Source organism: Paenibacillus tarimensis (genome assembly GCF_021532315.1).
Lineage (GTDB): Bacteria > Bacillota > Bacilli > Paenibacillales > Paenibacillaceae > Paenibacillus_I > Paenibacillus_I tarimensis.
Map to the genome: position 1 here is coordinate 1 of NZ_JAKGAO010000013.1, position 24,808 is coordinate 24,808.

The 24,808-nt window shown below is 54.8% G+C and carries 24 protein-coding genes and 1 riboswitch; of the genes, 7 read left to right on the forward strand and 17 right to left on the reverse strand.

All coding sequences use genetic code 11. The annotated features are described in order from the left end of the window. Nucleotides 1–205 precede the first annotated feature (205 nt). On the reverse strand, nucleotides 206–1,180 hold the full coding sequence (locus L1N82_RS14830) for a YutD-like domain-containing protein (RefSeq protein ID WP_235288232.1): 975 nt from the start codon (nucleotides 1,178–1,180) through the stop codon (nucleotides 206–208). Between the two features lie 29 nt (nucleotides 1,181–1,209). After that, nucleotides 1,210–2,115, reverse strand: a complete 906-nt coding sequence (gene lipA / locus L1N82_RS14835) for a lipoyl synthase (RefSeq protein ID WP_235288233.1) — start codon at nucleotides 2,113–2,115, stop codon at nucleotides 1,210–1,212. Nucleotides 2,116–2,248: 133 nt separating this feature from the next. On the opposite strand from lipA, the gene L1N82_RS14840 reads away from it, so the two are divergent. Next, nucleotides 2,249–3,322 carry a M23 family metallopeptidase gene (locus L1N82_RS14840; RefSeq protein WP_235288234.1) on the forward strand — a complete coding sequence of 358 codons (1,074 nt, stop codon included), beginning with the start codon at nucleotides 2,249–2,251 and terminating at the stop codon, nucleotides 3,320–3,322. A gap of 128 nt (nucleotides 3,323–3,450) precedes the next feature. Here L1N82_RS14840 and yunB read toward each other — a convergent pair whose 3' ends face one another. After that, on the reverse strand, nucleotides 3,451–4,287 hold the full coding sequence (gene yunB / locus L1N82_RS14845) for a sporulation protein YunB (protein WP_235288235.1): 837 nt from the start codon (nucleotides 4,285–4,287) through the stop codon (nucleotides 3,451–3,453). 229 nt (nucleotides 4,288–4,516) lie between these two features. Between yunB and L1N82_RS14850 the strand changes: the two genes are divergently transcribed. Beyond that, on the forward strand, nucleotides 4,517–4,933 hold the full coding sequence (locus tag L1N82_RS14850; protein WP_235288236.1) for a DUF2500 domain-containing protein: 417 nt from the start codon (nucleotides 4,517–4,519) through the stop codon (nucleotides 4,931–4,933). A gap of 8 nt (nucleotides 4,934–4,941) precedes the next feature. Next, nucleotides 4,942–5,103, forward strand: coding sequence for a hypothetical protein (locus L1N82_RS14855; RefSeq protein ID WP_235288237.1), 162 nt, complete (start codon nucleotides 4,942–4,944; stop codon nucleotides 5,101–5,103). A gap of 101 nt (nucleotides 5,104–5,204) precedes the next feature. Here the strand turns inward: L1N82_RS14855 and L1N82_RS14860 are convergent, their stop codons facing one another. The 6 genes from L1N82_RS14860 to L1N82_RS14885 form a co-directional block, all read right to left on the reverse strand. Then, nucleotides 5,205–6,305: a Gfo/Idh/MocA family protein gene (locus L1N82_RS14860; protein ID WP_235288238.1), complete on the reverse strand. Its 1,101-nt coding sequence runs from the start codon at nucleotides 6,303–6,305 to the stop codon at nucleotides 5,205–5,207. 27 nt (nucleotides 6,306–6,332) lie between these two features. Next, complete coding sequence (locus L1N82_RS14865; RefSeq protein ID WP_235288239.1) at nucleotides 6,333–7,058, reverse strand: ThuA domain-containing protein; 726 nt, start codon at nucleotides 7,056–7,058, stop codon at nucleotides 6,333–6,335. 74 nt (nucleotides 7,059–7,132) lie between these two features. Next, on the reverse strand, nucleotides 7,133–8,299 hold the full coding sequence (locus tag L1N82_RS14870) for a Gfo/Idh/MocA family protein (RefSeq protein ID WP_235288240.1): 1,167 nt from the start codon (nucleotides 8,297–8,299) through the stop codon (nucleotides 7,133–7,135). Between the two features lie 22 nt (nucleotides 8,300–8,321). After that, nucleotides 8,322–9,350 carry a LacI family DNA-binding transcriptional regulator gene (locus L1N82_RS14875; RefSeq protein ID WP_235288241.1) on the reverse strand — a complete coding sequence of 343 codons (1,029 nt, stop codon included), beginning with the start codon at nucleotides 9,348–9,350 and terminating at the stop codon, nucleotides 8,322–8,324. 177 nt (nucleotides 9,351–9,527) lie between these two features. Continuing rightward, nucleotides 9,528–9,935 (reverse strand): TFIIB-type zinc ribbon-containing protein, encoded by a 408-nt coding sequence (locus L1N82_RS14880; RefSeq protein ID WP_235288242.1) that lies wholly within the window; start codon nucleotides 9,933–9,935, stop codon nucleotides 9,528–9,530. An 88-nt stretch (nucleotides 9,936–10,023) separates the two neighbouring features. Beyond that, nucleotides 10,024–10,605 carry a nitroreductase family protein gene (locus tag L1N82_RS14885; protein ID WP_235288243.1) on the reverse strand — a complete coding sequence of 194 codons (582 nt, stop codon included), beginning with the start codon at nucleotides 10,603–10,605 and terminating at the stop codon, nucleotides 10,024–10,026. Between the two features lie 458 nt (nucleotides 10,606–11,063). Here L1N82_RS14885 and L1N82_RS14890 point away from each other — a divergent pair, with 458 nt between their 5' ends. Continuing rightward, entirely contained in the window at nucleotides 11,064–12,089 is a 1,026-nt protein-coding gene (locus L1N82_RS14890) for a LacI family DNA-binding transcriptional regulator (protein ID WP_235288244.1), read from the forward strand. A 12-nt stretch (nucleotides 12,090–12,101) separates the two neighbouring features. Then, nucleotides 12,102–14,084, forward strand: a complete 1,983-nt coding sequence (locus L1N82_RS14895; protein ID WP_235288245.1) for a glycoside hydrolase family 15 protein — start codon at nucleotides 12,102–12,104, stop codon at nucleotides 14,082–14,084. Between the two features lie 103 nt (nucleotides 14,085–14,187). Here the strand turns inward: L1N82_RS14895 and L1N82_RS14900 are convergent, their stop codons facing one another. Beyond that, nucleotides 14,188–15,504: a cell wall-binding repeat-containing protein gene (locus tag L1N82_RS14900; RefSeq protein WP_235288246.1), complete on the reverse strand. Its 1,317-nt coding sequence runs from the start codon at nucleotides 15,502–15,504 to the stop codon at nucleotides 14,188–14,190. A gap of 267 nt (nucleotides 15,505–15,771) precedes the next feature. On the opposite strand from L1N82_RS14900, the gene L1N82_RS14905 reads away from it, so the two are divergent. Next, nucleotides 15,772–17,418: a LysM peptidoglycan-binding domain-containing protein gene (locus tag L1N82_RS14905; protein WP_235288247.1), complete on the forward strand. Its 1,647-nt coding sequence runs from the start codon at nucleotides 15,772–15,774 to the stop codon at nucleotides 17,416–17,418. A 352-nt stretch (nucleotides 17,419–17,770) separates the two neighbouring features. Here the strand turns inward: L1N82_RS14905 and L1N82_RS14910 are convergent, their stop codons facing one another. From L1N82_RS14910 to L1N82_RS14935, 6 genes are all read right to left on the reverse strand, one after another. Next, the gene (locus tag L1N82_RS14910) at nucleotides 17,771–19,138 is read right to left on the reverse strand and encodes a TrkH family potassium uptake protein (RefSeq protein ID WP_235288248.1); all 1,368 of its coding nucleotides are present in this window, start codon (nucleotides 19,136–19,138) and stop codon (nucleotides 17,771–17,773) included. Nucleotides 19,139–19,147: 9 nt separating this feature from the next. Further along, nucleotides 19,148–19,396, reverse strand: a complete 249-nt coding sequence (locus tag L1N82_RS14915) for a hypothetical protein (protein WP_235288249.1) — start codon at nucleotides 19,394–19,396, stop codon at nucleotides 19,148–19,150. A 17-nt stretch (nucleotides 19,397–19,413) separates the two neighbouring features. Continuing rightward, nucleotides 19,414–19,614, reverse strand: a riboswitch (cyclic di-AMP (ydaO/yuaA leader). A gap of 270 nt (nucleotides 19,615–19,884) precedes the next feature. Further along, nucleotides 19,885–20,241, reverse strand: coding sequence for a nucleotide excision repair endonuclease (locus L1N82_RS14920; protein WP_235288250.1), 357 nt, complete (start codon nucleotides 20,239–20,241; stop codon nucleotides 19,885–19,887). Between the two features lie 135 nt (nucleotides 20,242–20,376). After that, nucleotides 20,377–20,739, reverse strand: coding sequence for a group I truncated hemoglobin (locus tag L1N82_RS14925; RefSeq protein WP_235288251.1), 363 nt, complete (start codon nucleotides 20,737–20,739; stop codon nucleotides 20,377–20,379). Between the two features lie 471 nt (nucleotides 20,740–21,210). Then, nucleotides 21,211–21,984 (reverse strand): sulfotransferase domain-containing protein, encoded by a 774-nt coding sequence (locus L1N82_RS14930; RefSeq protein ID WP_235288252.1) that lies wholly within the window; start codon nucleotides 21,982–21,984, stop codon nucleotides 21,211–21,213. Between the two features lie 46 nt (nucleotides 21,985–22,030). After that, the gene (locus L1N82_RS14935) at nucleotides 22,031–23,227 is read right to left on the reverse strand and encodes a hypothetical protein (RefSeq protein ID WP_235288253.1); all 1,197 of its coding nucleotides are present in this window, start codon (nucleotides 23,225–23,227) and stop codon (nucleotides 22,031–22,033) included. Nucleotides 23,228–23,338: 111 nt separating this feature from the next. Between L1N82_RS14935 and L1N82_RS14940 the strand changes: the two genes are divergently transcribed. After that, nucleotides 23,339–24,610, forward strand: coding sequence for a glycosyltransferase family 2 protein (locus L1N82_RS14940; protein ID WP_235288254.1), 1,272 nt, complete (start codon nucleotides 23,339–23,341; stop codon nucleotides 24,608–24,610). Here the strand turns inward: L1N82_RS14940 and L1N82_RS14945 are convergent. Next, the gene (locus L1N82_RS14945) at nucleotides 24,607–24,807 is read right to left on the reverse strand and encodes a hypothetical protein (RefSeq protein ID WP_235288255.1); all 201 of its coding nucleotides are present in this window, start codon (nucleotides 24,805–24,807) and stop codon (nucleotides 24,607–24,609) included. The genes L1N82_RS14940 and L1N82_RS14945 overlap by 4 nt on opposite strands. Between the last annotated feature and the right edge of the window lies 1 nt (nucleotide 24,808).

Genomic DNA, 24,808 nt, shown 5'->3' on the forward strand with positions numbered 1-24,808 from the left:
CGTTCAAGGAATCCACGAGCAACAGCGGTCGGAAGAATATTCGAGATGCGTAGTTGCTTTTGTTTAACCTGAATCAATAACAGGGGGTGCCCCATGTCATCTTGGATGACTTATGGGACACCCCCATTTTGCCAGTGGTTATGGGCAAACGAAGCGGAAGCCGGCAGATGAACAATCCGCCCGCTTCCGTTCGATTATTCTACTGTTATTCTTGTCCGCCCGATTCCCGCTGAACAGCTGGTCCACCCTGTTCGCCAGGTGTCCCTTGTCTTGCCTGTTGAGAACGTCCTTCCGGCTTCTGGCGAGGCTGCCGTGGCTGTTCTGAAACCGGGCTGCCGGTTCCAGCCTGATGCTGCTGTCTCCTGCTGCCCTGCTCACTGCCAGGCTGCCGGTTACCCCCGGCCCGTCCTCCCTGTGCCTGTTGCTCAGGGGATTGCGGCGTGCCCTTGCCCTTCTGATGCTCCTGCCCTTGGCGACCTTCCCGGCTGCGGTAGCGATGCTTAGGCTTATGGTCCTGGGCAGGCGTGCCTTGTCCACTTCCCTGCTGCTGCCGGTTAGCCTTGCCCTCCCGCTCGCGCCCTTCCTTAGCACCAGAGGATGTGCCGCTGTCGCGGCCTCCCTGGCGGTCTCTGCCGCGGCCGGGCTGACCGCCCTCCCGTGCTCCATAGCGCTGTCCGCCATTCCGCGATTCGCGGGAACGGCCTGGTCTCGCGCCGCCCTCCCCTTCGCGGGGTACGGGAATGGGTTGATCAGTCTCAACCTCTCGGGCCGCTGCCGTCGTAAGCGGCGCTGCCTCCAGCTCGCTCGACTGCCGCCGGGAACGGTAATGATTCGGCTGCTGAAGCAGCTGCTCTTCCGGTTCTTCATCCAGATTGATCAAGACAGTATCACTATCTGCCATCCTGCCGCTGGAAATTTTCTGTAAGACGAAATATGCACAGCCAAAATTGCAGTATTCGTTAATATAATCGGCTAAATTTGCAATCGTGCTTTCCTTTGTCGCCTTCGGGTGCCCTTCCTTGAAGAAGCCCTTCAGCCTCAGCTGATTGTAGCCCCAATCGCCAATAATATAGTCATATCTTTCGAGAACATCGCTGTACCGCCCCTTGAATGCTTCAAGGTTCCAGGCATTCTTATGTTCATGCAAGAGTTCATATGTTCTGCCGCCGATCTGAATCAACGATGAGCCCCCATTTCCAATCCGTCGTGTTATGCGTTCGCACGGCCTGCCGGCTGCGCTTGTGCCGCGGACTGTACCTGTTCGTGTGCATGGTAGGAGCTGCGCACCATAGGTCCGGACTCCACGTGGCTGAAGCCGCGCTTCATGCCTTCTTCCTTAAGCGCCTTGAACTCATCCGGGTGAACATAGCGCTCGACCTCCAGATGGTTCGGCGTAGGCTGCAAATATTGGCCAAGCGTTAAGATATTGCAGTCATGCGCCCGCAGGTCATCCATCGCCTGAATAATCTCGTCCCATGTTTCCCCGACCCCAAGCATGATGCTTGACTTCGTTGGAATATCAGGCTGCAGCTCCTTCGCCTTGCGAAGCAGCTCAAGCGAACGGGAATATTTGGCCTTGGCACGAACCCTGTCCGACAAGCGTTCAACTGTTTCAATGTTATGGTTTAGAATATCCGGCTTTGCATCCATGACAATTTTGAGCGCATCCCAATTGCCTTGGAAATCCGGAATCAGCACTTCTACGCTGCATAGCGGCATTCTGGCGCGAATTGCTTTGATCGTGCCCGCGAAGATCGAAGCCCCGCCATCAGCCAGATCATCCCGTGCCACTGAGGTCACGACACAATGACGAAGTCCCATCTGCTCGGCCGCTTCCGCCACACGTTCTGGCTCCTGAAGATCCAGCTCCGTCGGCAGCCCGGTCTTAACAGCACAAAAACGGCATGCCCTTGTACAAATATCACCTAATATCATGAAGGTGGCTGTACGGTTCGCCCAGCATTCGTATATGTTCGGGCAGCGCGCTTCCTCGCATACCGAGTGGAGTGTCTTCGAGCGCATCATATCCTTAATCTCGGCATAATTGCCGTCTGTAGCCAACTTTATGCGAAGCCAGTCCGGCTTTGGTTCTTTGTTGCGTGGTTTCGATCTCATGCACCATGACCTGCTTTCCTCTAAGCGGACAAGCCGCCCTTGTTAATGATCCGTGTCCTTATTATATCATGAATCGGATAAAAACCAATGATATGCAGTAAGCTAACGCTATAAAAGGAGGCGACGATTCAACATGCAGCGTAAATGGAAAATACAACTTACAGCACTGAACCGCTGTGCGGCGACCGGTCTGGCAGCGCTGCTCCTGTCGCTGGCAGCCGGCGGTACTCCGGCAGCTGCATCAGCGCCCGGCAGCCCACCCCCGGTGCCTGCAGCGGAACAGCCTGCAGCCAAGCGCAAGCAGCTGTTTGAACAAATTGGTGACATTACCGCGATCCCGTGGCATTATCTGGCCGCCATAGACCAATATGAACGCACCCTGACCAAGGCGCGTCCCAAGTCCCGTCCCAAACCCGCGGGCCTGATTGGGATCTACATCCCCCCGGAACGCTGGGCCGGTGCGATGAATCCCGATAAGGAGCAGCCCGCTTCCCCTGCCACGCTAAGATACTTCGGGGGAATTGGCCTTGACGGAGACGGCGATGGACTGGCTGATCCTGCGAATGATACGGATATCTTATATACAGTTGCCAACCATATCCTTGCTTACGGCACAACAGCCGATGACTTTGCCATCAGCTTATGGGAGTACTACCATAACACCAGGGCCGTTCAGCGGGTTCAGCAGTTCTCCAAGGTATATGAAACCTTCGACCGACTCGATCTCGACGAGCATGCCTTTCCGCTGCCTGTCAGAAGCGACTACTCATACCGCAGCACCTGGGGCTCAGCCCGCAGCTGGGGCGGCCGACGGATTCATGAAGGAACCGATATTTTTGCCCGTTATGGCGTCCCGGTACGCAGTACCTGCTATGGAGTCATTGAGATCAAGGGCTGGAACAAATTCGGCGGCTGGCGGATCGGCATCCGTGACCTTGATAATGTCTATCATTATTATGCTCACTTGTCCGGCTTCGACAAAACGCAGAAGGTCGGCGACGTTATCAAGCCCGGCACAGTTATCGGATGGGTTGGCAGCTCGGGCTACGGCAAGCCCGGCACCCAAGGGAAGTTTCCGCCCCATCTGCACTACGGAGTATATCGCGACCGCGGGCTGATCGAGTGGTCCTTCGATCCCTACCCGATGCTTAAGGCGTGGGAGCGGGAAGAATGGCGCAGAATCAGGCAGAAGAACAGGAACAGATAAAGCCCGTCTCTGCGGACCCTTATACCTTAGTTCAGCCTGCAGCGAAGCCCTTTACCATGACCCTCCGGTCCGGTAAAGGGCTTGCGCTAATATAAGAAAAGCATTCTGCAGCTGGATCAGTTGACCATCTACTCGGCAGTATCTTCTCCTGCCCGTTCTTCCGTCCCTGCCGTCTTATCTGCACCCTCCCCATGGTCCGAGCTTACTCCCGGCTCCCTAGCGGCCCCGCCAGGCGGCTGCACCGGAAGCGCGATGCTCGGAGGCTCCTGTCCCATTCCGCCAACCGGATTGCCCTTGTTATCATAGTAGTACATCGGCACATCGCCCACGACCAGCAAATAAGAAACGGGGATTTCGGTTTCTACAATTTCAGGCTTCGTATCAAACGGAATAATAATCGCAACCTCCGCCCGAATCCGGATATAAACCTCTACCAGAATCATATTAATGCCCGCATCCGTCTGGCGGGTATTCAGATCCACCTTGACTGCCCCAACAGGCTCAAAACGTACGGGAACACGCGGTCCGAACGAGCTGATAATCGCACTCCCGAGCGCCTGCCCTACCGGAATGTGTTCTGGTACCTGCCCCAGCTCCCCAAGCATGCTCTGAACCGTGTTAATGGTCTCGGATGTGATTCGCATATGCTCGCCGTAGTTCAGCATGAAGCCTGATATTTTACCGTCGCCGTTCGTCTTCCACTCCACCAGCTTCTCAAAATCGGAATGGCCGGCTACCTGCTCTGAGATTGCCTTGTTGATGGATTCCGTCGCAATCTGCTTAACGCGAATCGCGGCGACGTTCATCAGCGGCGGCTTAAGATTCCGCTCTATGAATATGAATGATTGAATGGCAAAAGCCAGCATCAGCAGCATGACCAGAAGCCATAGCTTCCGCCTGCCCAGCCTGCCGCCCAGCCTGCCGGTCCGCCTGCTTCTCCAGCGTTTTCTTCTCCAACCTGCCACGGCGTCCCCCTCCTGTCCGGCTCCTTATCCCATGCTTATGCGGGCAGTCCCCAAAACATTTCGCTGTTTCCTGCCCATAATACCGTCAAGCCTCGTATCAGGAAAACTTGCTGTTATAATGGAGTGAATGCACAAAGCGGAACATTACAGGCTCTTCGTACGTACAACATGAAAAAAGGCATACGGCGCGCCGCGCTTCGTACTGCCGTCATGGACTGGAGGAAATCATATGTTTAACACTGACTTAGGGCCTGGTGCGGGCTTTAACTTGATGTTCACCATCATTCCCATACTGATGGTGATCGGCTTCGTCGTGGTGATCGGAGGCATCATAATGAACGGGGCCCGCTACATGAAGAACAAGAATGCCCCGCGGGAGACGGTGTATGCACAGGTCGTGGCCAAGCGTACAGAGGTCCGCTCCCACTCCAATACGCAACATCATCACAATGCCGAGGGCAGCATGCACCCTTCCACAACACATAGCTCGCGCACCTATTATTACATCACCCTTGAGTTTGACAACGGGGAGCGCCGGGAATTTGCGGATGTGAAGAATCTTTATGGTCTGCTGGTCGAGGGCGATTCAGGCTACGCGGCCATACAGGGTGACTGGCTCGTTGCATTCGAACGGAACGGGGGGTGATGCTGCGGATGTTTACCTTGAAGGAGAAGGAATATATGCTTGAAGTGCTGAAGCGGGACAAGAGGAAGAGCCTGTTCAGACTCCGCAGGACAGCGCCCGAGCATGACCGGCTCATTGAGAAGCTGGAGCAGATGATTCGCAATGAACGGGTGAATCGCGAGCATTTATAACGCTGCGTTTAATGAGAGAACAAGCCTTCGGTCCTGCGCATAAGCGCCGCTGCCGAAGGCTTGTTTGGTTGACGGATCCGGAAGGCTTAATTATTCTACTGCTAATCCAGCTGATCGTCCTTACGGCCTGCGGGCAGCGGCTCCGGCCGCTCGCATGTGCTCTGCATGCCGTAATGGCAGCCGAGCTCCGATGCGTCGTGAAAGCCGTGCATCGCCTCCAGCACATGATACGCAAGCTGGCCCGACGCACGGTGCTTCCGTCCCGTGCGGATGGCTTGTGCCATATCGGCTGCGCCTATTCCGCGGGCGTTATCACTGCTGCCGTGCGACAGTGCGACCTCTTCCCACTCACGCGAGCCGGCCCGGCACAGCAGAACAGGCCCGCCGAATGTGTTCGGGTCCGGTACCTGCAGCGTCCCCTCGCTCCCGTACAGCTCAATCCGCGGCAGTATGGAGCCCCCCTTAATGTCGAAGCTGGTTACCAGCGTTGCGACCGGACCGGAGACGAAGTCGATCAGACCCGCCACATGCGTCGGCACATCGACCTCAATTTTCTGTCCGGCATTAGGTTTGCTTGTGATCGTTCTCTCCGGGAAGGATATCCGGGCAGAGCCTGTTACGCGGGCGATCGGGCCCAGCATAGCGATCAGCGCAGTGAGGTAGTATGGCCCCATGTCAAACATCGGGCCCCCGCCCTGCTTGTAATAAAACTCTGGAGCGGGATGCCAGCTTTCATGCCCTCCTGACATCATGAAGGCGGTGGCCCCGACAGGAATGCCGATGGCGCCCTCAGCAATAAGCTTGATGCAGGTTTGAATTCCTCCGCCAAGGAAGGTGTCGGGTGCTGCTCCGACCAGCAGCCCTGCGCTACTCGCCTTATCCAGCACTTGACGCGCTTCCTCACGTGTAACCGCCAGCGGCTTCTCAAGGTACACATGCTTGCCCGCTTCTAGCGCCTGCAGGCTGACAGCAGCATGCGCCTGCGGAATGGTCAAATTGATGGCCATCTCGATTTCCTTGTCGGCCAGCAGCTCCTCCACCGAGCAGCCGCGGATGCCATATTCGGCTCCTTTTTGCTTGGCCCGTTCAACATCCAGATCTGCGCAGGCCGCAATTTCCATGGAGCCGAAGCGTCCGCCGTTTTGCATATAGATGCCGCTGATATTTCCTGTACCGATAATCCCTGCCTTCAGCTTATCCATCGCAGCGTACTCTCCTGTCCGCTAATTTTACAGCTGGCTGTCCGCCATGCCGGTGTAAATCTCCGTGACTTCTCTTTGCCGTGCCCCCGCTGCCCCTTTGCCTTCCGCGCACCACAGGAACCCCCGCCTCATCAGCTCCAGGACAACTGGCATACGAACAATGTCCGCGACGTGGCCGAGGGAATTATAGTAGACTCTGCCCGCTCCCCAGCGCTTCGTCCAGATGACAGGCATATCGACTGGACCGTTAGCCGCATGCGGGCCCGGGACAACCGGAAACCGTGTGGTCGCCAGCACTTCAACCGCGGGATCAACATGCAGGTAATACTGCTCGCTCTTGACGGTAAAGTTCCCAATTCCCTCCACAAGCGGGCTTGTGCTGTGCCGGATTTCCACTGTATAATCCACTCCGTCATTACCTGGATGGGCAACCCAGTTGCCTCCGGTCATGAACTGCCAGTCGACGTTCTCACGAAAGGCATCGCACATGCCGCCGTGACATCCGGCAAGGCCCACGCCTTGCTGGACAGCTGCCGAAACATGCTCAACCAGCTTCTGCTCGATCCGCCCCATTGTCCAAACCGGTACGATCAGGTCCAGACCTAGCAGCTTATCACGGTCAGCGAAAGCCTCCAGCGTATCGGATACCTCCACTTCGAACTGTTCCTTCTCCAGGAGCTCACGGAAAATACCTGCCACCTGCTCTGGCTCATGGCCGTCCCAGCCGCCCCATACGATCAATGCCCTGCGCATATTCGATCCGCTCCTTCCCCATATACAGCTTTCAGCATGCCGTTCCTGTCTGACCCCTCTATCAACAGTATATCCTACAGCTCATCAATCCGAACCCAACGCCGTTCATCAATGGACAGCTCCACCGCTTCCAGCACCGCCTGACATTTGATCCCGTCATGGAAATTGGGCACAGGCTGCCTGTTCCCGCCGATTGCCTGCAGGAGCTCAACGACCTCATGCGTGAACGTCTGGCCGTAGCCAATCGTATGCCCCGCCGGCCACCAGGCATCCATATAGGCGTGGGCCGGATCGGTTGCCAGCACACGACGGAAGCCCTGAACATCCTCATCATCTCCGGTAAAATAAACCTGCAGCTCATTCATTCGCTCGAAATCGAATTTGACACTGCCCTTGCTGCCGTTGATCTCAAAGGCATTCGTACACCGGTGCCCGGCCGCGAACCGGGTCGCTTCGAAGCTGCCCAGCGCTCCGCTCGCAAAGCGCGCCATAAACAGCGTGGCGTCGTCTACGGTAACAGGTCCCTTCGGACCATCCGTGCTGCCGCTTGCACTAAGGCCTGTCATGGCCGATGGCATCGGACGCTCCTTAATGAAGGTCTCGCTCATGCCGATGACTTCTGTCATCTCACCGACTAGAAAGTGGGCCAGATCGATCAGGTGCGCGCCAAGATCGCCGTGCGAGCCCGATCCTGCAACCGATTTATCGAGCCGCCATACGAGCGGGAAATCCGGATCAAGAATCCAGTCCTGCAGGAACCAAGCACGGAAATGATAAATCTGTCCAAGCCTGCCATCAGACACAAGCTTCCTTGCCAGCTGAACGGCCGGTGCGAACCGGTAATTGAAGCCGATCATATGCTTAACACCCGCTGTCTCGGCTTCCCGCAGCATCTCCCGTGAATCGGCAAGCGATAACGCAAGCGGCTTCTCGCAGAAAATATGCTTGCCGGCCCTGGCAGCCTCGACCGCAATTTCCTTATGCACGTTCGACGGAGCATTGATATCAATGACATCAATGTCGCTGCGGCTTACGAGCTCCCGCCAATCCGTCACAGCACTCTCCCAGCCGAATTGCTGGGCCGCCTGCCGGACGGCTTCCGTATCCCGGCCGCAGATCGCCTTCATAACCGGCCTCGGCGCATCCGGGAAGAACATTGGCACATCCCTGTAAGCCTGGCTGTGGGCCTTGCCCATAAACTTGTAGCCTACCATCCCTACCCGAATTTCTTTTGGCTCCATGATTCTTCTCCTCCTTGGATCACTATTCGACAACGGGCTGCGACGACTGCCGGATGATCAGATTCGTGGGCAGCACCTCTTGAAACACCGTGCCTCCGTCCTCCCCCAACTGCTCAAGCAGCCGTGCTGCCGCCAGCCGTCCCATATCGTAGAAGGGAACCTGCACGGTAGTCAGCGGCGGATCGGACAGACGTGCGGCGTCTGAGTCATCGCAGCCGACAAGCGGGAGGTCCTGTACCCGCGGCTCATGTTCTCTGAGTCCCTGAATCAGCCCGATTGCCATCCGGTCGTTGGCCGCGAAGAGCGCATCAATACGGCCTGCCATCCGGTCCCTATGAATAATTCCAGCTAACTCATAACCGCTCTTGCGGCTGTAATTGCCCTGATAGAGAAGACGTTTATCAAGCGTTATGCCCGCTTCAGCCAGAGCATCTGCATAGCCCTCCAGCCGCAGCCTGCTTGTTGCATAGTAGGGAGAGCCATTCAAGAAGCCGATCCGCTTGGCTCCGCCAGCCAGCAGATGCCTGACCGCTTCCCGGCTGCCGCTGCGATGATCAGCTGCGACTGAGCTGATCTGCAGCTCATTATAATAATGGTCAACCAGGCACAACGGCAGTCCCTGGCCGGCTGCCAGCGCAATACCGGCTGTCTCCTCCGGCAGATCGCTTGCCCCCAGTACAATGCAGGCATCCACCCTCCGGCTGCGGAAGAGCGAAGGATAGTCATATAATTCTGACGGATGCCGGTGCAGCAGCAGCAGCCCGTATCCCCCTTCACGAACCGCTTCCCCGATTCCGCTTAAAATTTCCGAAAAATAATAGGTGGAGAACAGCCTGACCTTGGGCACGTGGGGTAGCACAACGCCAAGGTTCCCGCTGCGGCCTCTCGCAAAGCTGGCGGCCACGGCATTGAGATGATAATCCAGCTCCCTCGCTGCCTCCAACACCTTCTTCCTGGTTCCCTCCCTAACCGGCCCGACACCGTTAAGCACTCTTGATACCGTAGCCTCGGAAACCCCTGCCCGTCTAGCCACCTCGCTGCGCGTTGCCATATCCGTTAATTTACCACCCTATGTTGTATTCGCTTTCATGTACACGTGTACATTTTGCCATGCAGCAGATCCTGCTGTCAACAAGCTGCTAAGGAACCGTCCTTATTTCTAAACAAAAAAGGCCAGCCGCATATGCCTTCTAAAAACATCCGATTGCGGCTGGCTGGTACTGCTCGTTTAGTCGAAGAGTTCTCCCAACTGGTCAAGGAAGTTCTTTTTCTTCTTCTTTCCGTAATAGGGATCCTTATACTGCCCGTGGCCCGACTGGCTGCCGTACTGGGCTGGACGACTGTAATTACCCTGGTTCCCTCCCAAGCTCCCGGGATTAGGGCTGTAGCCGCCAGGATGGGTATTATTTTGACCGGAGCTGCTGCTTTGGCTCCCATACTGGGCGCCTCCAGGCTCTCTGTGCCGCTCATTATGCCACTGGTTAAATTCCTCACGGATCTCCCGGACGCCGCCCATCAGCTTGTCCAATTCGCCTCGGTCCAGCCATACCCCTTTGCACTGCGGACAGATATCAATCATAACGCCGTCCTTCTCAACTTCCCTCATTCTGATGCCGTCACATACCGGACAATTCATAGAACCAGCCTCCCTTATGGACTTATTATACGTGCCAACCGTCCGGTTCGTCTCTAAAATCTGACTGAACCCTCGAACCTGCGGTGAATTAGAGCTGCTGCCCCGTAAGCCATACCGTCTTCTCCTCAACCGGGCGCCTTCTTCCCTCCGGAAGCTCAACAGCCGGATACCCCAGGTATATAAGACCTACTAGCGCATCGCCTTCCTTAAGGCCAAAAGCGCTGCTCATAATCGGATCGTACATCGGCTCACCCGAACGCCAGATCGCCCCCAGCCCTTCCGCATGGGCGGCCAGAAGGAGATTCTGGACTGCTGCATGCGCTGCGGCCAGCTCTTCCCTGCGGTCTGCCTTAGGATCATCAGATGGAGAGACCGCTGCGGCTATAACTACAGGTGCCCGGTATGCTTTGGCAGCCTGCTTAGCTCTTATCTCAGCCAAAGCTTCCGCATCTTCGGTCTGTGCCTGCTCTGCGGCAATATCTGCATAAGCCTGCGCCAGCACATCACGGCCTTCACCTGTCATCACGAAGAACCTCCACGGTTCAGTTGCATGATGACTGGGCGCCCAGTTGGCCGCCTCCAGCAGCCGTTCCACTGTTTCCCGCGGCACCGGGTCCTGCTTGACCCGGCCCATTGTCCGTCTTCCCCGAATTGCTTCATAAATTTCCATGTATATGACCTCCTCGCCATGTGGTTAAACCGCCAGTACTCATAAAAGCTTGTCAATCCATAAACAGCTGCCGGCAGATTATGCCGCAGCAGTATACCTTACCACGCGGTAATTGATAATGAATCTCACTAGTTTCTATCCTGATTGTATACGTTCCTGCCCGTCGGATGCAAACAAGGATTTATCCGCTTGCATCTGCGGGAAGGCCTGACATACTACAAGTTTCAATTAGTACAAACGTTTGCATTTTCTTCTTGTATCGTTAATTCTTATCTTACCCGTACTTCTCTATCCGCAATTCTCTCTTATCACCGGATAGCTAATTTATGTTGGGCTAGTCAAATATACGTGGTTTACAACCTGCCTCTACATGCATTAACATAAGGGAAAAGAGGAGTGGCTGGCCTGACAGCTGTCGACCGTAGTTCAATCGTTTGCATGAAAGGGGTATTCCTACTATGAGCGTAACCATCGTTGATATAGCCAAACAAGCGGGAGTTTCCCCGTCCACCGTCTCACGTGTCATATCCGGGCATCCGAAGATCAGCCCGGCTACGGTGCGGAAGGTGAAAGCTATCATGGAAGAGATGAACTACCACCCGAATGTCATGGCCAAGAGCCTCGTTTCCAAAGTGACGAATACGATCGGCATTCTGCTGCCGCGTCCTGCCGAGGAGCTCTTCCTCAATCTCTTCTTCTCGGAGATGATCCGGGGAGTTGTCACACAGGCGGCAAGATCGAGCTATGACCTTCTGATGGCCACGGGTACAACGGAACGCGAGGAAGTCGATGCGATAACAAGGCTTGTGCGCGGACGCCGTGTGGACGGAGTGATTCTTCTGTATTCCCGCCAGGCAGATCCGGTCATATCGTTTCTGAAGGAAGAGAAATTCCCCTTTGTCCTGATCGGCCGAAATGATGAGCATCCCGACATTTTGACGGTCGATAACAATAATGTTCAGGCAGCTTTCGACGTGACCCGTCACTTGATTGCGCAAGGGCATACGCGGGTCGGCTTTGTAAGCGGTCCCCCGAACCTGACTGTCTCCCGCGACCGTCTGGAGGGCTATAAGCTGGCCATGCAGCAGGAGAAGCTTCCTGTGCATCCCGAGTGGATCGTCGAAGGCGATTTTCTGCAGGAGAGCGGATACAGGGCCATGTCGTATATCATGAACCTGCCTGAGCGTCCGACTGCGCTTGTCGTAATGGACGATCTGGTCGCCTTCGGCGTTCTGGGCGGCTTGACGGAGCTTGGCTACAAGGTTCCGCAGGACCTGTGTCTCGCGGCGTTTAACAATACCCCTATGTCAGAGCTGACCTCACCTCCGATCAGTTCAGTGGACATTGGCATCTATCAGCTGGGGTATACCGCTTCACAGACTCTACTGCGCACTGTGAAGGGTGAGACGGTTCATCAGAACCGGGTTCTGATCCCGCACCGCTTCATTCCGCGGGAATCATCTTTGCATACCATCCATAAGTAAGGAGACGATGAAATGAACAGCAGCAAACCGTACCTGATTGATGCCGTTACCGGCAACTCCCGCTTCCTCGCATCTCTTGGCCGTACCGGGAGAATGTACCGCCTGTGGTGGCCACATGTCAATTTCCCGCAGCATGTCGAGGATATCCGGAGCGGTCTCTTCCTGGAAGGGCAGACCTCTGCTATTACCTGGTTCGACGAAGAACAGGATGGCTGGAAGCACGAGGCGGCTTACCTTGAAGGCACGAATATTTTTCGTGTTATAGCTTCTTCCCCAAGCTGTCCGGTGGAAGCGGTAACGACCGATTATGCCGTGCCGGGAGAGGACCTGTACGTACGGCACTTCAAGTTTACGAATAACAGCGACCAGCCTGTGTCTTTCCGCTTCCTGTACTATTCTTCCTTCCGCTCTACGGAGTCGCCGTATTACCAGACAACAGAGTTTGACATTAATCAGGATGCGTTAGTTCATTTCCGCCATGCTTATGTTTTTGCTGTCGGAAGTTCAAACGTTTGCACAGGGTACCAGACGGGAGCCGCGTGGGTCGATGCCCAGGATGGGGAACTCGGCGGCACAAGAATTGACATGTCTCCTGAGGGCGCCCTTAGCTGGCGGTTTGCCGATGTCGCCCCAGGCGCCAGTGTGGAACTTCCCGTCTATATCGCAGCCGGGTCCACTCGTGATGAGGCGCACCGCGTCCTTAGGCAGGCAAAAAGCCGGCTGGCTTCCGAATGGCTCAATATGACTCAGGAATACTGGAGGAGCTACCTGGCTGCCGCTAACCCGGCACCGGCTGAAGCGGACACTGTAATCAGCGGGCTGTATGAACGCTCCCTGCTCGCTATGAAGCTGATGACCGACGAGCGGAGCGGCAGCGTGGTAGCCGCTCCCGAATTCGACGAAGCCTTCAGCCGCTGCGGCGGATATGCCTACTGCTGGGGCCGTGACGCCGCTTATATCACAACGGCCTTCGACCGTGCCGGCCTGGAATCCTTATCCGGCCGCTTCTATGCCTGGACGCTGACCGCCCAGGACCCGGACGGCTCCTGGCAGCAGCGCCACTTCCCCGATGGCCGGCTGGCTCCGTCGTGGGGACTTCAGATTGATGAAGGCGCATCGATCATATGGGGAATGTGGCAGCATTACCTCCATACCCGCAGCGATGAGTTCGTGCGGCTGGTATGGCCGGCGGTCGAACGGGGAGCTGATTTCCTTATGACTTATCTTGATGAAGAGAACGGCATGCCGCTCCCAAGCCATGACCTTTGGGAGGAGCGGATCGGCGAGCATACCTATTCTGCTGCCGCTGTATACGGCGGTCTCACTGCCGCTGCTTCCTTCGCAGAGCTGCACAATGCCGGAGCAAAGGCCAGCGTCTGGAGAGATGCTGCCGCCCGTATCCGGGAAACGATCCGGGAACAATGCTGGAACAGCGAACGCAGCTCCTTGTACCGCGGCCTCAAGCTCCGCGTTTCAGAGCCTGAATACAGCAAGGCCGCCGAATCGGGCGTAATTGGTTCTATTCGTACCGATGACAAAGGTTATGTCTCATACTGGCTTGACCATGACCCGGTCATTGACATCAGTCTGCTTGGCGTAGCGGTACCATTCGGCGTGCTTGCGGTCGATGATCCAATTATGACGGCAACGGCAGATGCCATAGAGCAGGCGCTTACCGTCGGTACCGTCGGCGGCATCATGCGGTATGAAGGCGACCCGTACATTGGCGGCAACCCATGGATTCTCACAACCTTGTGGCTGTGCCACTATCGCATCCGGCAGGGCCGCTACGATGAAGCACGCGAGCTGCTGCGCTGGGCCGCCGAACACCGGACGCTGACGGGTCTGCTCCCAGAGCAGGTTGACAAGGTGACTGGAAAGACCGCTTGGGTCGTTCCGCTTACCTGGTCACATGCCATGTACGTATTGGCGGTAACCATGCTGTCCGCCGAAGGTCAGCTCGGCAAGCTGCAATTGGAAGAGGCAGCCGTGTAAGGCGGATCCGCATTCATCTGCTTGACAGAATATCAAACGACAAGCACCCCATAGAGGACAGCCGCCGGCTGATCCCGTATGGGGTGCTTTTTTATATTCCTAACTAGTGGTGCCCGCTATGGCTGCTGCCCGGCTCATTCTCTTCTGCAGCGTCCGCGTCAGGTGATTCGGCTGTGCTTTCCCCGGCATTACTGCTGCCCCCATGACTCTCATGGCCGGCCCCCGTACGCGAGACGATCTCAAGCCGGGTATCCAGCTGTCCCTGCACATCCATCGTAATCAATGATTCACTTCCGGTAATCCACCCATGGCTATATGGCCCTTCCGTTGGTGTCTTGTCAAACTTAGGCTGTATCTCCGCCAAATATTCCGTTACGGCTTCGGGTACGGCGCCCTTATCAACAAACAGCAGCGGCGAGTGCTTGCCAAGATGCGAGAATGGAGCCGCCGCTACGGCCAGAGCCGGATCGGCACCCGCGTTCAGGAAAGAGAAGCTGCCGCCTGGCTTATTGATTCCCCAGCCAAATCCGGTTTCCGGATCAGTGTACCGGGCAAAAGCTACCGCATTACGGTGCGGATCCCCCCCTGCGATTCTGACAACCCGTCCGTATTCCCGCAGCTTCTCCTCTACCTCCTTGGAGACAACAGCTTCCGGTCCCAGAAGGTAGATATTGGCTTGTCCTTCTCTCGTCTGAAGCGCCCGGACTGTCTCCTCCGGTATGGAACTCTTGGCTACGTAGAGCAGCGGCTCCGGCATATGAGCAATCCAGTTCGCTGCGGGAAGTGTATACTGTGCCTGTTCCAGCGAACCTACTATAACCGATTGCGGCACGCTTCCTGTAAGCTTGGCATAGTACTCATCAATCTGTCTTCCTGTCTCGGCCGGACTGCCCCCTTCAATTCTGTCTGCACGGTATCCAAGCGCTTTTACCTGGCCGCTCACCTCTTCATTCATCTGGCCGACCAGCAGAACCTGAACCCCTTCCGCGATACCGGCAGGCTTCAGCCGCTCCATCTCCTGCTGTGTAATCTCCGGCAGGCTTCCCTTGCTATCGGTGAACAGGACTGGACCATTAAACGGATGATGGACCAGATTCACGCTCACCAGCGCCGCTTGCCAGTCCGACGGATTCACAATAATGATGCCGCCCGGCCGATTGCTGTCATCCGTTGCCATCCAAAGCATCCTGGATACAAGTACCGCCGCCTCAGCAGGGTTATCCGTATTCACACGGGTGGTATTCTTGGAAGCAATCCACGGAACAGCTCCTCCTGATTCGACCGCTGTCTGCCCGGCAGTACCTGAGGTTCCGGCATCTTGATTTATTGTCCCTGTCCCGGCATTTCCGCTGCCCGTGCATCCTGCGAGGAAAACAGCCATAACAGCAGCTGCAGCTGCCAGCTTGATCCTTTGTTTCATGTGTCTCAGCTCCTTCTTATATAGAATTAACCCAAACAAACTAACATTACCCCCGTAGGGTATAAATTATAGATATAATACTATGTCCCTACTGCTATTGCAACCTGCCTGCGCTCACACTTTCAATTATGTCACAACCCCCGTCCTTTGAAACCTTCCCTTTGCTCAGCCATATGTTCATGTCCGCCCGGATTATTCTTACACCTTCCGGCAATGCTGTAATGTATATAATCTGATCAGACCACTGCGGTCTTCCGGGAGGTACTGATGAATATCTCAAATGAGGGTCAAATGAAGCTGCTGCAGCTTGAGGACGGTTCTTACTGCCTCGACATTCTGATAACAGCGTATAATATGGAGCTCGCGGAGGAGCCGGGTGAGGGCCGCCATTCTTCCCCCGCAAATGCCGGATCTGTCATTGATAAGGCCAGACAGCTGCTGCTTAGGCACTATCCTAATTACAGCGTCTCGCGTATCCGGATCTTTTCCGGCGGTATCGCGATTCTGGCTGCGTCACTGTTCGGCAGCGGTGAGCATACAGCCGCCAGCAGCCTGCCGTCAAGTACATCACAAACCATTGTCGCTTCTGCCGCGGCTCCAGCCGTCTACCTGAATGGCAAACAGCTGGACGCACAAGCTGTAATAATGAATAATAGCGTTTATGTGCCTATCCGGATCATATCAGAATCGCTGCAGGCTGCCGTTGACTGGAACCCGGTTACCCGCACTGTCGTTATCAGGCGAGATACTGACACGATAACCATTCAGATCGGCACTCCTGCAGCTGTAGTGAATGGCCAGACCATTTCCACGCCATCGGCATTTCTGTATCAAGGCACGGCTATGGTGCCCCTTCGTTTCGTTGGAGAAGCGCTAGGACTGGAGGTCAGCTGGGATTCAGCAGGCAGAAGAGCGATTCTTCAGACTCGAACTGACCTGCTATCTGCGTCTTCACCGTTTCATATCGTTGGCGAGGGCGAGTCGCTGTGGAAATTATCTCAACTGTACAATACGAGCATTGCTGCCCTGCGTCAGGCCAATCATTTGGCGGACGACCTGATCCGGCCCGGCCAGCAGCTCGTTATTCCCCGAGACTATCACACAGTTTCCAGCGGAGAGTCCCTATGGATGATCGCCAGAAATTATGGTGTGTCCGTCAATGCTCTTACCATGGCAAACCGTATAACCAGCGACAGCGGTACAATATCTCCCGGCGAGCAGCTGGTTATACCTGCTGTGCCAAAGACTATCACCCCTGCAGCGGTGCAGGCTTCTCCAACCCCGCAGGCACTCCCGCCTGCTCCATCGGCTGGCATCACCGTAACGTACCGTAACCACACGGTTCAAGCTGGTGACAACCTGTGGAACATCAGCCAGCAGTACGGCATGCCTTTTCTGGATCTGCTAAAGCTCAACGGCATGACGGACAATACCGTGCTGCGCGTCGGGCAAACCGTTCGTGTAGCTGTCTATGATGTGCCTGTCAAACAGGCTGTCTCCCCGCGCCATGGTGAAGTGCTGGACTGGTGGACGGAAGCAAGGTACGTTTTCCCGACAGGCAAGACGGCCACCATTACCGATTTCCGGACCGGCCGGAGCTTTCAAGTGAAGCATACCATGGGCGGTAATCATGCAGACAGTGAGCCGCTGACCGCCCGGGATGCCCAAGTTATGAAGGAAATTTGGGGGGGAAGCTACTCATGGACCCCGCGGGCGATCATTATTGAGGTGGATGGCAGGCGCCTCGCCGCGGCCATGCATTCTTTTCCCCATGGAGATGCTACTATTAAGGATAACAATTATAACGGCCACTTCTGTATTCATTTTCTGAACAGCCAGCGCCACAGTGACGGCATGATACAGGATTCCATGCAAAAGCAGGTCGCTATAGCCGCAGGAAGAAGCCTAGGCTAAGATCAGCCTGCACCTGCCGGTTACATCTCCATGATCGGCAAGAAGCACGAAGGGCATCTCATGCCTCCCGTGCTTCTTGCCGTTACCCGTGCATCCAAGGCACGGCATAACTTTATTCTTCCGGATCATCCCATCTTTTGGAATAGGCTTTTTTCGTTACCCATAGGGTCATCCATGTGAGAATTACCAAAATAATAAAGGCTCCTACCCACACGCCTCCTGGCACACCCAACTTCAATCCCCCCTGTTGTCTTAATCCGCGTATGCTAGTATATTCTCCAGCCAATCGGCCTATCCTTTTTTTCGGTAAGAGACGCGGCATAGGCCGCTGGCAACAATCTGCTGGTGCGGCTTAACCAATCAGCACCTTCTCCTCCGGATAACGGTATTTAACCGCCTTGGTATTGCGTGTCAGTGCAAAAGCGAGTGTTAGAGGGCCCAGACGGCCGATAAACATGGTCGCAATAATAATGACCCGGCCAGCAGGCGATAGCTCAGGGGTAAGTCCCATAGACATGCCGACTGTCGCGAATGCTGAAGTCGCCTCGAAGAGCAGCTCCAGGAAGTCCTTCTGAAGCGTATGCTCCGTAATGGACAGCAGCAGGGTCGACGTCAGCACAACCCCCATCGAAATGATGATGACCGCTAACGCACGAAGAATAATTTCGTGGGCAATTCTTCTCCTCAGCAGGTGGAGGTCCTCTTTGCCCCTTATAATCATCAGTACGGTCAGCATCAGGATGGCGAACGTGTTCGTCTTGATCCCGCCCCCTGTTGACCCTGAGGACGCGCCTACGAACATCAGCAGAATCATGAAGAATTGGGAAGCTGTCATCATCGCAGCGATGTCCAGCGTGTTAAAGCCCGCTGTCCTAGGCACCAAGCCTTGAAAGAAGCCGGCCCACAGCTGTTCCGACCAGGAGAGCGAACCGAAGGTCGCCGGGTTGAACAGCTCGATACAATAGATGAACAGAAATCCTGCTGCCGACAGGATCAGCGACATAATGAGCACGATGCGGGTATGGAGGGTCAGATTTTTCCATCTGCGCTTATTGTAGATATCCAGGATAACGGTAAAGCCGATACCGCCGACTACAAATAATGCTACGATGACGATATTCACCAGCGGGTCGCCCACATAACGGGAGAGACTGTCGCTCCATAAGCCAAAGCCCGCATTATTAAAGGAAGAGATGGAGTGGAATACGCCAAAGTAAATGGCACGCATCCAGTCCATATCCTGGCTCCAGCGGACAGCAAGCAGGGCAGCCCCGATCACTTCAATAATCAATGCCGTAAGGAAGATGCCTATGGAAAGTCTGACCACTCCCTGGAAGGATATCGCGCCGGTTGACTGCTGCAGCAGCAGCCGCTCCTTTAGACCGATCCTCTTCCCGATCAGCACGGCAAACAGGACACCAAACGTCATAAAGCCAAGGCCGCCAATCTGAATCAGGATCATGATGACAAGCTCTCCAAACAAACTGAAGGTTCCCGCTGTATCAAATACAACAAGGCCGGTTACGCATACGGCCGAGGTTGAGGTGAACAGGGCATCCAGAAAACCTACGCTCTCACCGCTGGCCGATGCGACCGGCAGGTTTAGCAGCACAGCCCCAAGCACAATAAAAAAGGCAAAGCCGAACAGTATGATCTGGGGTGCAGTCAAAAGCAGCTTTCGCTGCTTCTTCTGCTTCTCTATAATGGTATCGCTCGTCATATAATACTCCTATCCCATGCGTCTCTTTCGGTAAACAACGGCATTCTCTCTATACTCTTCCTGTCTGTACTTCATTTCACTACCCATTCTCGGCAGCCTGGAAGCAGCGGCAGCGTGCCCCCGCACCCGCAGGCCTGCGGGTGCGGGGGCACGCTTAACGCCAAAAAAGCCGCAAAGGATCTCCCTGCGGTCGTCGCGAAACGATACACAAGCATTCACCTTCCTCTCATAAGCTGCTTCACGGATTCCGGGCAGCAAGCTTGGCAGCGGCAGTATGGCCGCCTCCTAGACGCTGACGAGGTTAGCTGACGGATTCGGGCGTTGAGAGTCGCCCTACCAATGCGCAGAATAGATCTGCACATCGGATTCACCCCGCACGGATTCAAGCATGGCAGCCGCTGGCGGCTTACTCCCTTGATTCGTGTGTTGGTTCCCCCGCTTTTCCGCCTAAGCGGAAAATTAAGCGATTTGAACGTGAAAACTGACTTCATCTTCCAAATCGGGTCTACCTTTCGTATATTACGCCTCAGCAACATTCCTGTAAAGCGGATGATAACAGCTAAATCCGTCCTTTTTCCGGATAAAAAGGCGAAATGCCGGCAGCAATAATACCGCTGCTCTGTGCCGCTTTTATTATCTTGCTGTTGGTACAATTCTTAGGCAGGCAGAAGTAAAATTCCATGCAAAAAAGGCAATATGCCCCCCTTATCAGAGATTGCCTATTGCCCTTTTTCGGTTCAGACGCATTACTTGCCGGATATTTTCTCCGTGTTGTATTTCGCCCCGAGCTTATTCGCGATATAGGTTTCGTAGATCTCCCTGTCAACGGGATCCTCCACAATGGCGACCTCGATCTTCACAACTTCATCGCGGTGATTCTTCATGGGCGAGACAGTATCTTCAAAATGCTTCTTAATCCGCTGCCTCAGTTTGCGGGCCTTGCCGACAAACAGGAGCTCGTCCTTCACATTATAAAACATGAAGATTCCGCCCTTTTCCCTGGTAATGAGGTGGAAATCCGTAAATCCGTAGATGTGGCTCAGTTCGGGCGCCTCCTGCTTATGGATGGTGACATCGGGCACAGGTATTGTTATGTTTATCACGCTGCATCACTTCCTCTTTCCATATAGAAGTCCATCGTACCACAACTGCTTCCGCGCGTCGCTTTCATTTTGCCCTATTCAGGATTCATTATGGTGTAGGCGCGGCCATGTGACCATAAGCGCGGCTGATTAGAGCTACTTATAGAGAATGTCATCTTTGAGTGCAGAGATCTTAGCCATTACTTGATGGATATCCTCCCCTGACACCCCGAACTCCTCCAATGTAGTACTCAGATGGGCCGCAATTGCATTAAAGTGCTCCGGCTGCAGGTTCATCCCCTCATGGGCCTTCGCCATGGATTTGCCTGTGTAAGCCGCCCCGCTCCCCAAAGCGAACCCGATGAATGCAGCCTGATGCCGGCGCTGCCTGGCCATATCCGTATGTACGAAGAATGGACTAACCAGCGGATCAGCCAGCACCTTTGCGTAAAAGCTGTCCACCACCTTGTCTACCGTCTCCTGTCCGCCAAGCTTAGTGAAAAGCGTTTGTTCTGTCATCTGATCATCTCCTCTCTTCAATAGATTACCATCACGTCCGCTTATATCCAAACCAAGAATATATCACAAAGCCGGTGCTGTCTGGCGGTCTTTACTATATTTAAACAAGCAGCATTCATTAGGAAAGTCAAAAATAACCTAACAAAAACCAAACAATTTACTTATTCTTTCCTAAATGGACAGAAGCATAATGTAATTAACGCCAAACAAGATCCTCAGAATTACACCATGAGCAACAGCAGCAGAGGATCATCTTCCTTAGAGCCGGACATGCCTGCAGCTGCTGGACATCCCAGCACACATCCAGAATGACAGCCTAGACGCAGCTCACCCAGACTAACAGCATGACACAACTAGAAGCGGCTGCGGCAGGACGGCAGACATCACGAGTACCACTACAGCAGCAACCGACAAAAGAAGCGCCCCTCATGGCGCTTCTTTCCCTTTTATATGAGCTGGACAGCCTTGCGCCTAGTTCCAGTCATTCGATAGCTCATAGCCCAGACGGATTAGAAGGTCTCCAGCCTCTGCCTTGAACAGACGTATGTGCTCCTCTGTAAAATAATTCCGCCAGCGGCCGGCTTTGCCGACACGGAAGGTAGTCTGCGGCTTACCCGGCTCGACGGATCCCAGCATGGACAGGGCCACCGCCTCTTGGTCTCTGCCAAAATGTGCAATCGATTCCCACAGATAGCGGACCATCCGCTCCACATGCATTCTCCGGTCGGGACCAACCAAATCTTCATAAGCCAGCGTGCAGACATCCGGCTCTTCAAGCCATCCGGCAAACCGGCGGAAGTGATCCGGCATGCCAAGATCGATTCCTTCAACGCCGGTAATGACAGCTGTAAGCCGCTGTTCAAAGGTATGAAGATGCTCGGTAAAGTACGTATATAACGGATGCGCCGGTCCGGCGATATCCGTTATATAGAACACATTCGAGACACATACATCCCTCAAATCCCGGTAGAGGAAAAAAGTTTTGACCTGATTCTCTTTAAGATATGTCAGCAGCCGTTCATTGCGGGTATCAAGGGCATAATGCTCCTCCGTATGCACAGTGTGGCGAAATACAATCTCGCCGGGTGCAATCCCCCGCTCCTCCAGCTTCTCCTCTGATTCAATCACGCGCCGGATTGTCTTCTCATAGGGCAGCCCCCAGAGAAGCTGCTCCAGAAGGCCTGTTCCGCTCTTGGGGAACGTATTGGCGAATATCCGCGGCGCAAGACGGTCTTGATTACTCACACTTTATCCCTGCCTTCCTTATCCTGTTCACTCCCCTTGGCAGCTTTCAGAATTGCATGAATCGCTGGTCAACGCTGTAGGTCTTCGGTATATTGATTCTGGCCCAGTTCAGCAGCCGCCGCTGATCCGCGTCAAACGGCCGGGGAAAGGCTGCCTGCAGGTCTGGGCGCAGCTGGTACAATTCATGCACGAGAACGGGCACAGTGGTACGCTCATGAACAGGTGAGAAGATGTAGCGGTAGAAGCTTCCTTCCGGGCCGGTCTGAAACGGATTCCCGAACCTGCGTACCTCCTGCTCGCCAAGCCGGTAATACATTCTCTTCACGTAATCCGGTATGCGCATACCGTTATCAAAGTAATTGAACGGGCATTGCAGGTCCTTCACAGCTTCAAACCCGCTGCGCATGACAGCTTCGCGGTACTGCTCGAACAGCTTCAGCAGTGCGGGTTGGCTTTTCCAGTCATAGCGGTCCTGGTATTTGGATATGTGCTGTAAGCTCCGGTGAAATCCGCTGAAATGATAGAACACAAGCGGCCGCCCATTAACTATCCATTCTCCTCCATGCGCTTCCAGCCGTCTCTCATGCAAATTCCAGTAAGCCATATTGTATCCCGGATCTCTAATAACGGCGAAGGGAGCAAACATATGGGGAGCAAGATCAATCCATTTCTGGTCAACGAACAACCCTTCTTCTACCGCAGCCAGACAATGACGGCGCAGCCGCTGCTTCCACCACTGCAGAAATCTGTCACCCTCTCCGCCCGCAGACACGCCGATAAAACCGAGATTATACACCCCGGCTTTCATGATATCCTGCTCAGAGGGCCTGCGGCCATCCATCGGAATAGGTGCTGTCAGATGCGGGGTCAAGACCGCTGTATGAGCGTTTAATTGCCGGTAAAGCTCATCCAGCCGCCCCATAATCCAGATATCCGGGTCAAAGTAAAGGACCTGCTCCAGCTTCTTCTCCTTCAGCAGGTAATCCAGCAAATAGGGCTTCACAGCGGTACACAGCTCGGTTATTTCATATTGAAAACAGAAGGCCTCCATATCCGGAATGCCAATCTGGTCCATTCTAATCCATTCAAATCCTTCATCATGCTTCCGGCCGGGGGGCAGGTCTCTGTCAACCAGCAGCACGTAAGCTTTACCCTCCGGATGCTGCTTCAAATAAGATTGTGCGAGTACACGCGCATAAGCGATGTAATTGCCTGCTGCTATGGTACACATGCCTATGGACACCGCTATCTTCCTCCTTCCTGCCGTTCATGCTAGCTAATGGGACACTTTTCACCCTTTGCCCAGACCCGCATATCATGCAACATAACCTAAGGCATCTGCAGGAGGCTATTTATGTTCTTTTACATTTTGGATTTCCATTCCGATGCTCTGGCAGCTGAGCAGACCTATCTGAGCGTGCGTGCAATATTCCCGGATATGCCAGTCTGCCGGCTGCATGCCGGGCATGCTGCTGAACTTAACAGGCAAGCCGCTTCTTTGGGTTCACCGTTTTTTGTTACGCTTCATGCCGGAGAAACCGTTATGCCCGCTTTCAGATCCGCTCTCTACCGCTGGATATACCAAGATATGAGGAATACACCTGCCCTTGCAGGTATCTGTCCGGCTGGAACAGACAACTCCCCCCGCGGACCGCTTGTATGGCGGCTTGAGGCTGTACGGGAAGCCGGCGGGTTTGCCGATAGCAACCATCTGCCCTTTCCTCATTATATGGGTGTCCAGTTGATGAACCGGCTGAGCGCCGGCCGCTGGCAGTGGCGTCATGAACCGTTGACAGGCCTGTTAAGGACACCAAACAGGGGAAGGCCTCTTTGGCATAAGAGCCGGGAGGAATGGCAGCATATCCGTCCTCTTCTCCAGCCAGCCGGTCGTATCCCGCTTACTCCACCGGCAGGTGAACCCGCTGTTTCCGTTGTAATCTGCGCCTATAATGAGGCGGAGCACATCCATTGGGCCATTCAGAGTGTCAGGCTGCAGGGAGCGTGCAATTGGGAGCTAATTATAGTCGATGATGGTTCGAGCGACGGCACCTTTGAACAGCTGGAGCAGTATAAAGCCGTCCCCCAAGTCCGTCTGCTTCGCAATGAGCACAATGCTGGCAAGGCGGCCTGCCTGAACCGGGCACTTGAGGCTGTACGCGGCCGATGGCTGCTTGAGCTCGATGCGGACGACTGGCTTGCGGACGGCTCACTGCGCATATTGGCTGACGCTGCTGACGCAAACCCGGATGCCGGCCTCCTGTATGCCGACCGGTATGATTGGCAGGAGCGCTTCAACAAGCAGATTATCTACCGCGGGATTGCGGCCTCGCCACCCAGCCTGCATCCCAGCCAGCTGCTGGCACAGGGCCTTCCGGTCGCACCGCGAATGTACCGGACAGAAGCTCTGAGGACTGCCGGCGGCTGGTGGGAGGATGGCTTATATGATGGCAGGCTCTATGAGGATATTCAGATCCTATGCCGTCTGGCTGAGGCCTGCAGCATGACTCATCTGCCGCAGCCGCTGTATCACCGGCGAATCCGAAGCGGCAGTGCGTCCCAATCCAACCAGGAATTATACCCGTCCTGGCGGAATTGGTTTATCTCAGCCCTGCAAGGAGATCGCTAAGGCAGTACACGAACAAACTCGATATTGGTAAAGAAGACCGTTACATCTCCTTCTACCGGATTATAGTAGTTGCTGGAGGTGCGAAGAACCAGAAAGCCCTCTCCCACCTGAAGCAGTGTGCCGGTAAGCAAGCTGCCGACCGTCAGTACTTCAATTGTGCGCCCAATATATTGCTGTAGTGCTTGTTGAAAATTCACA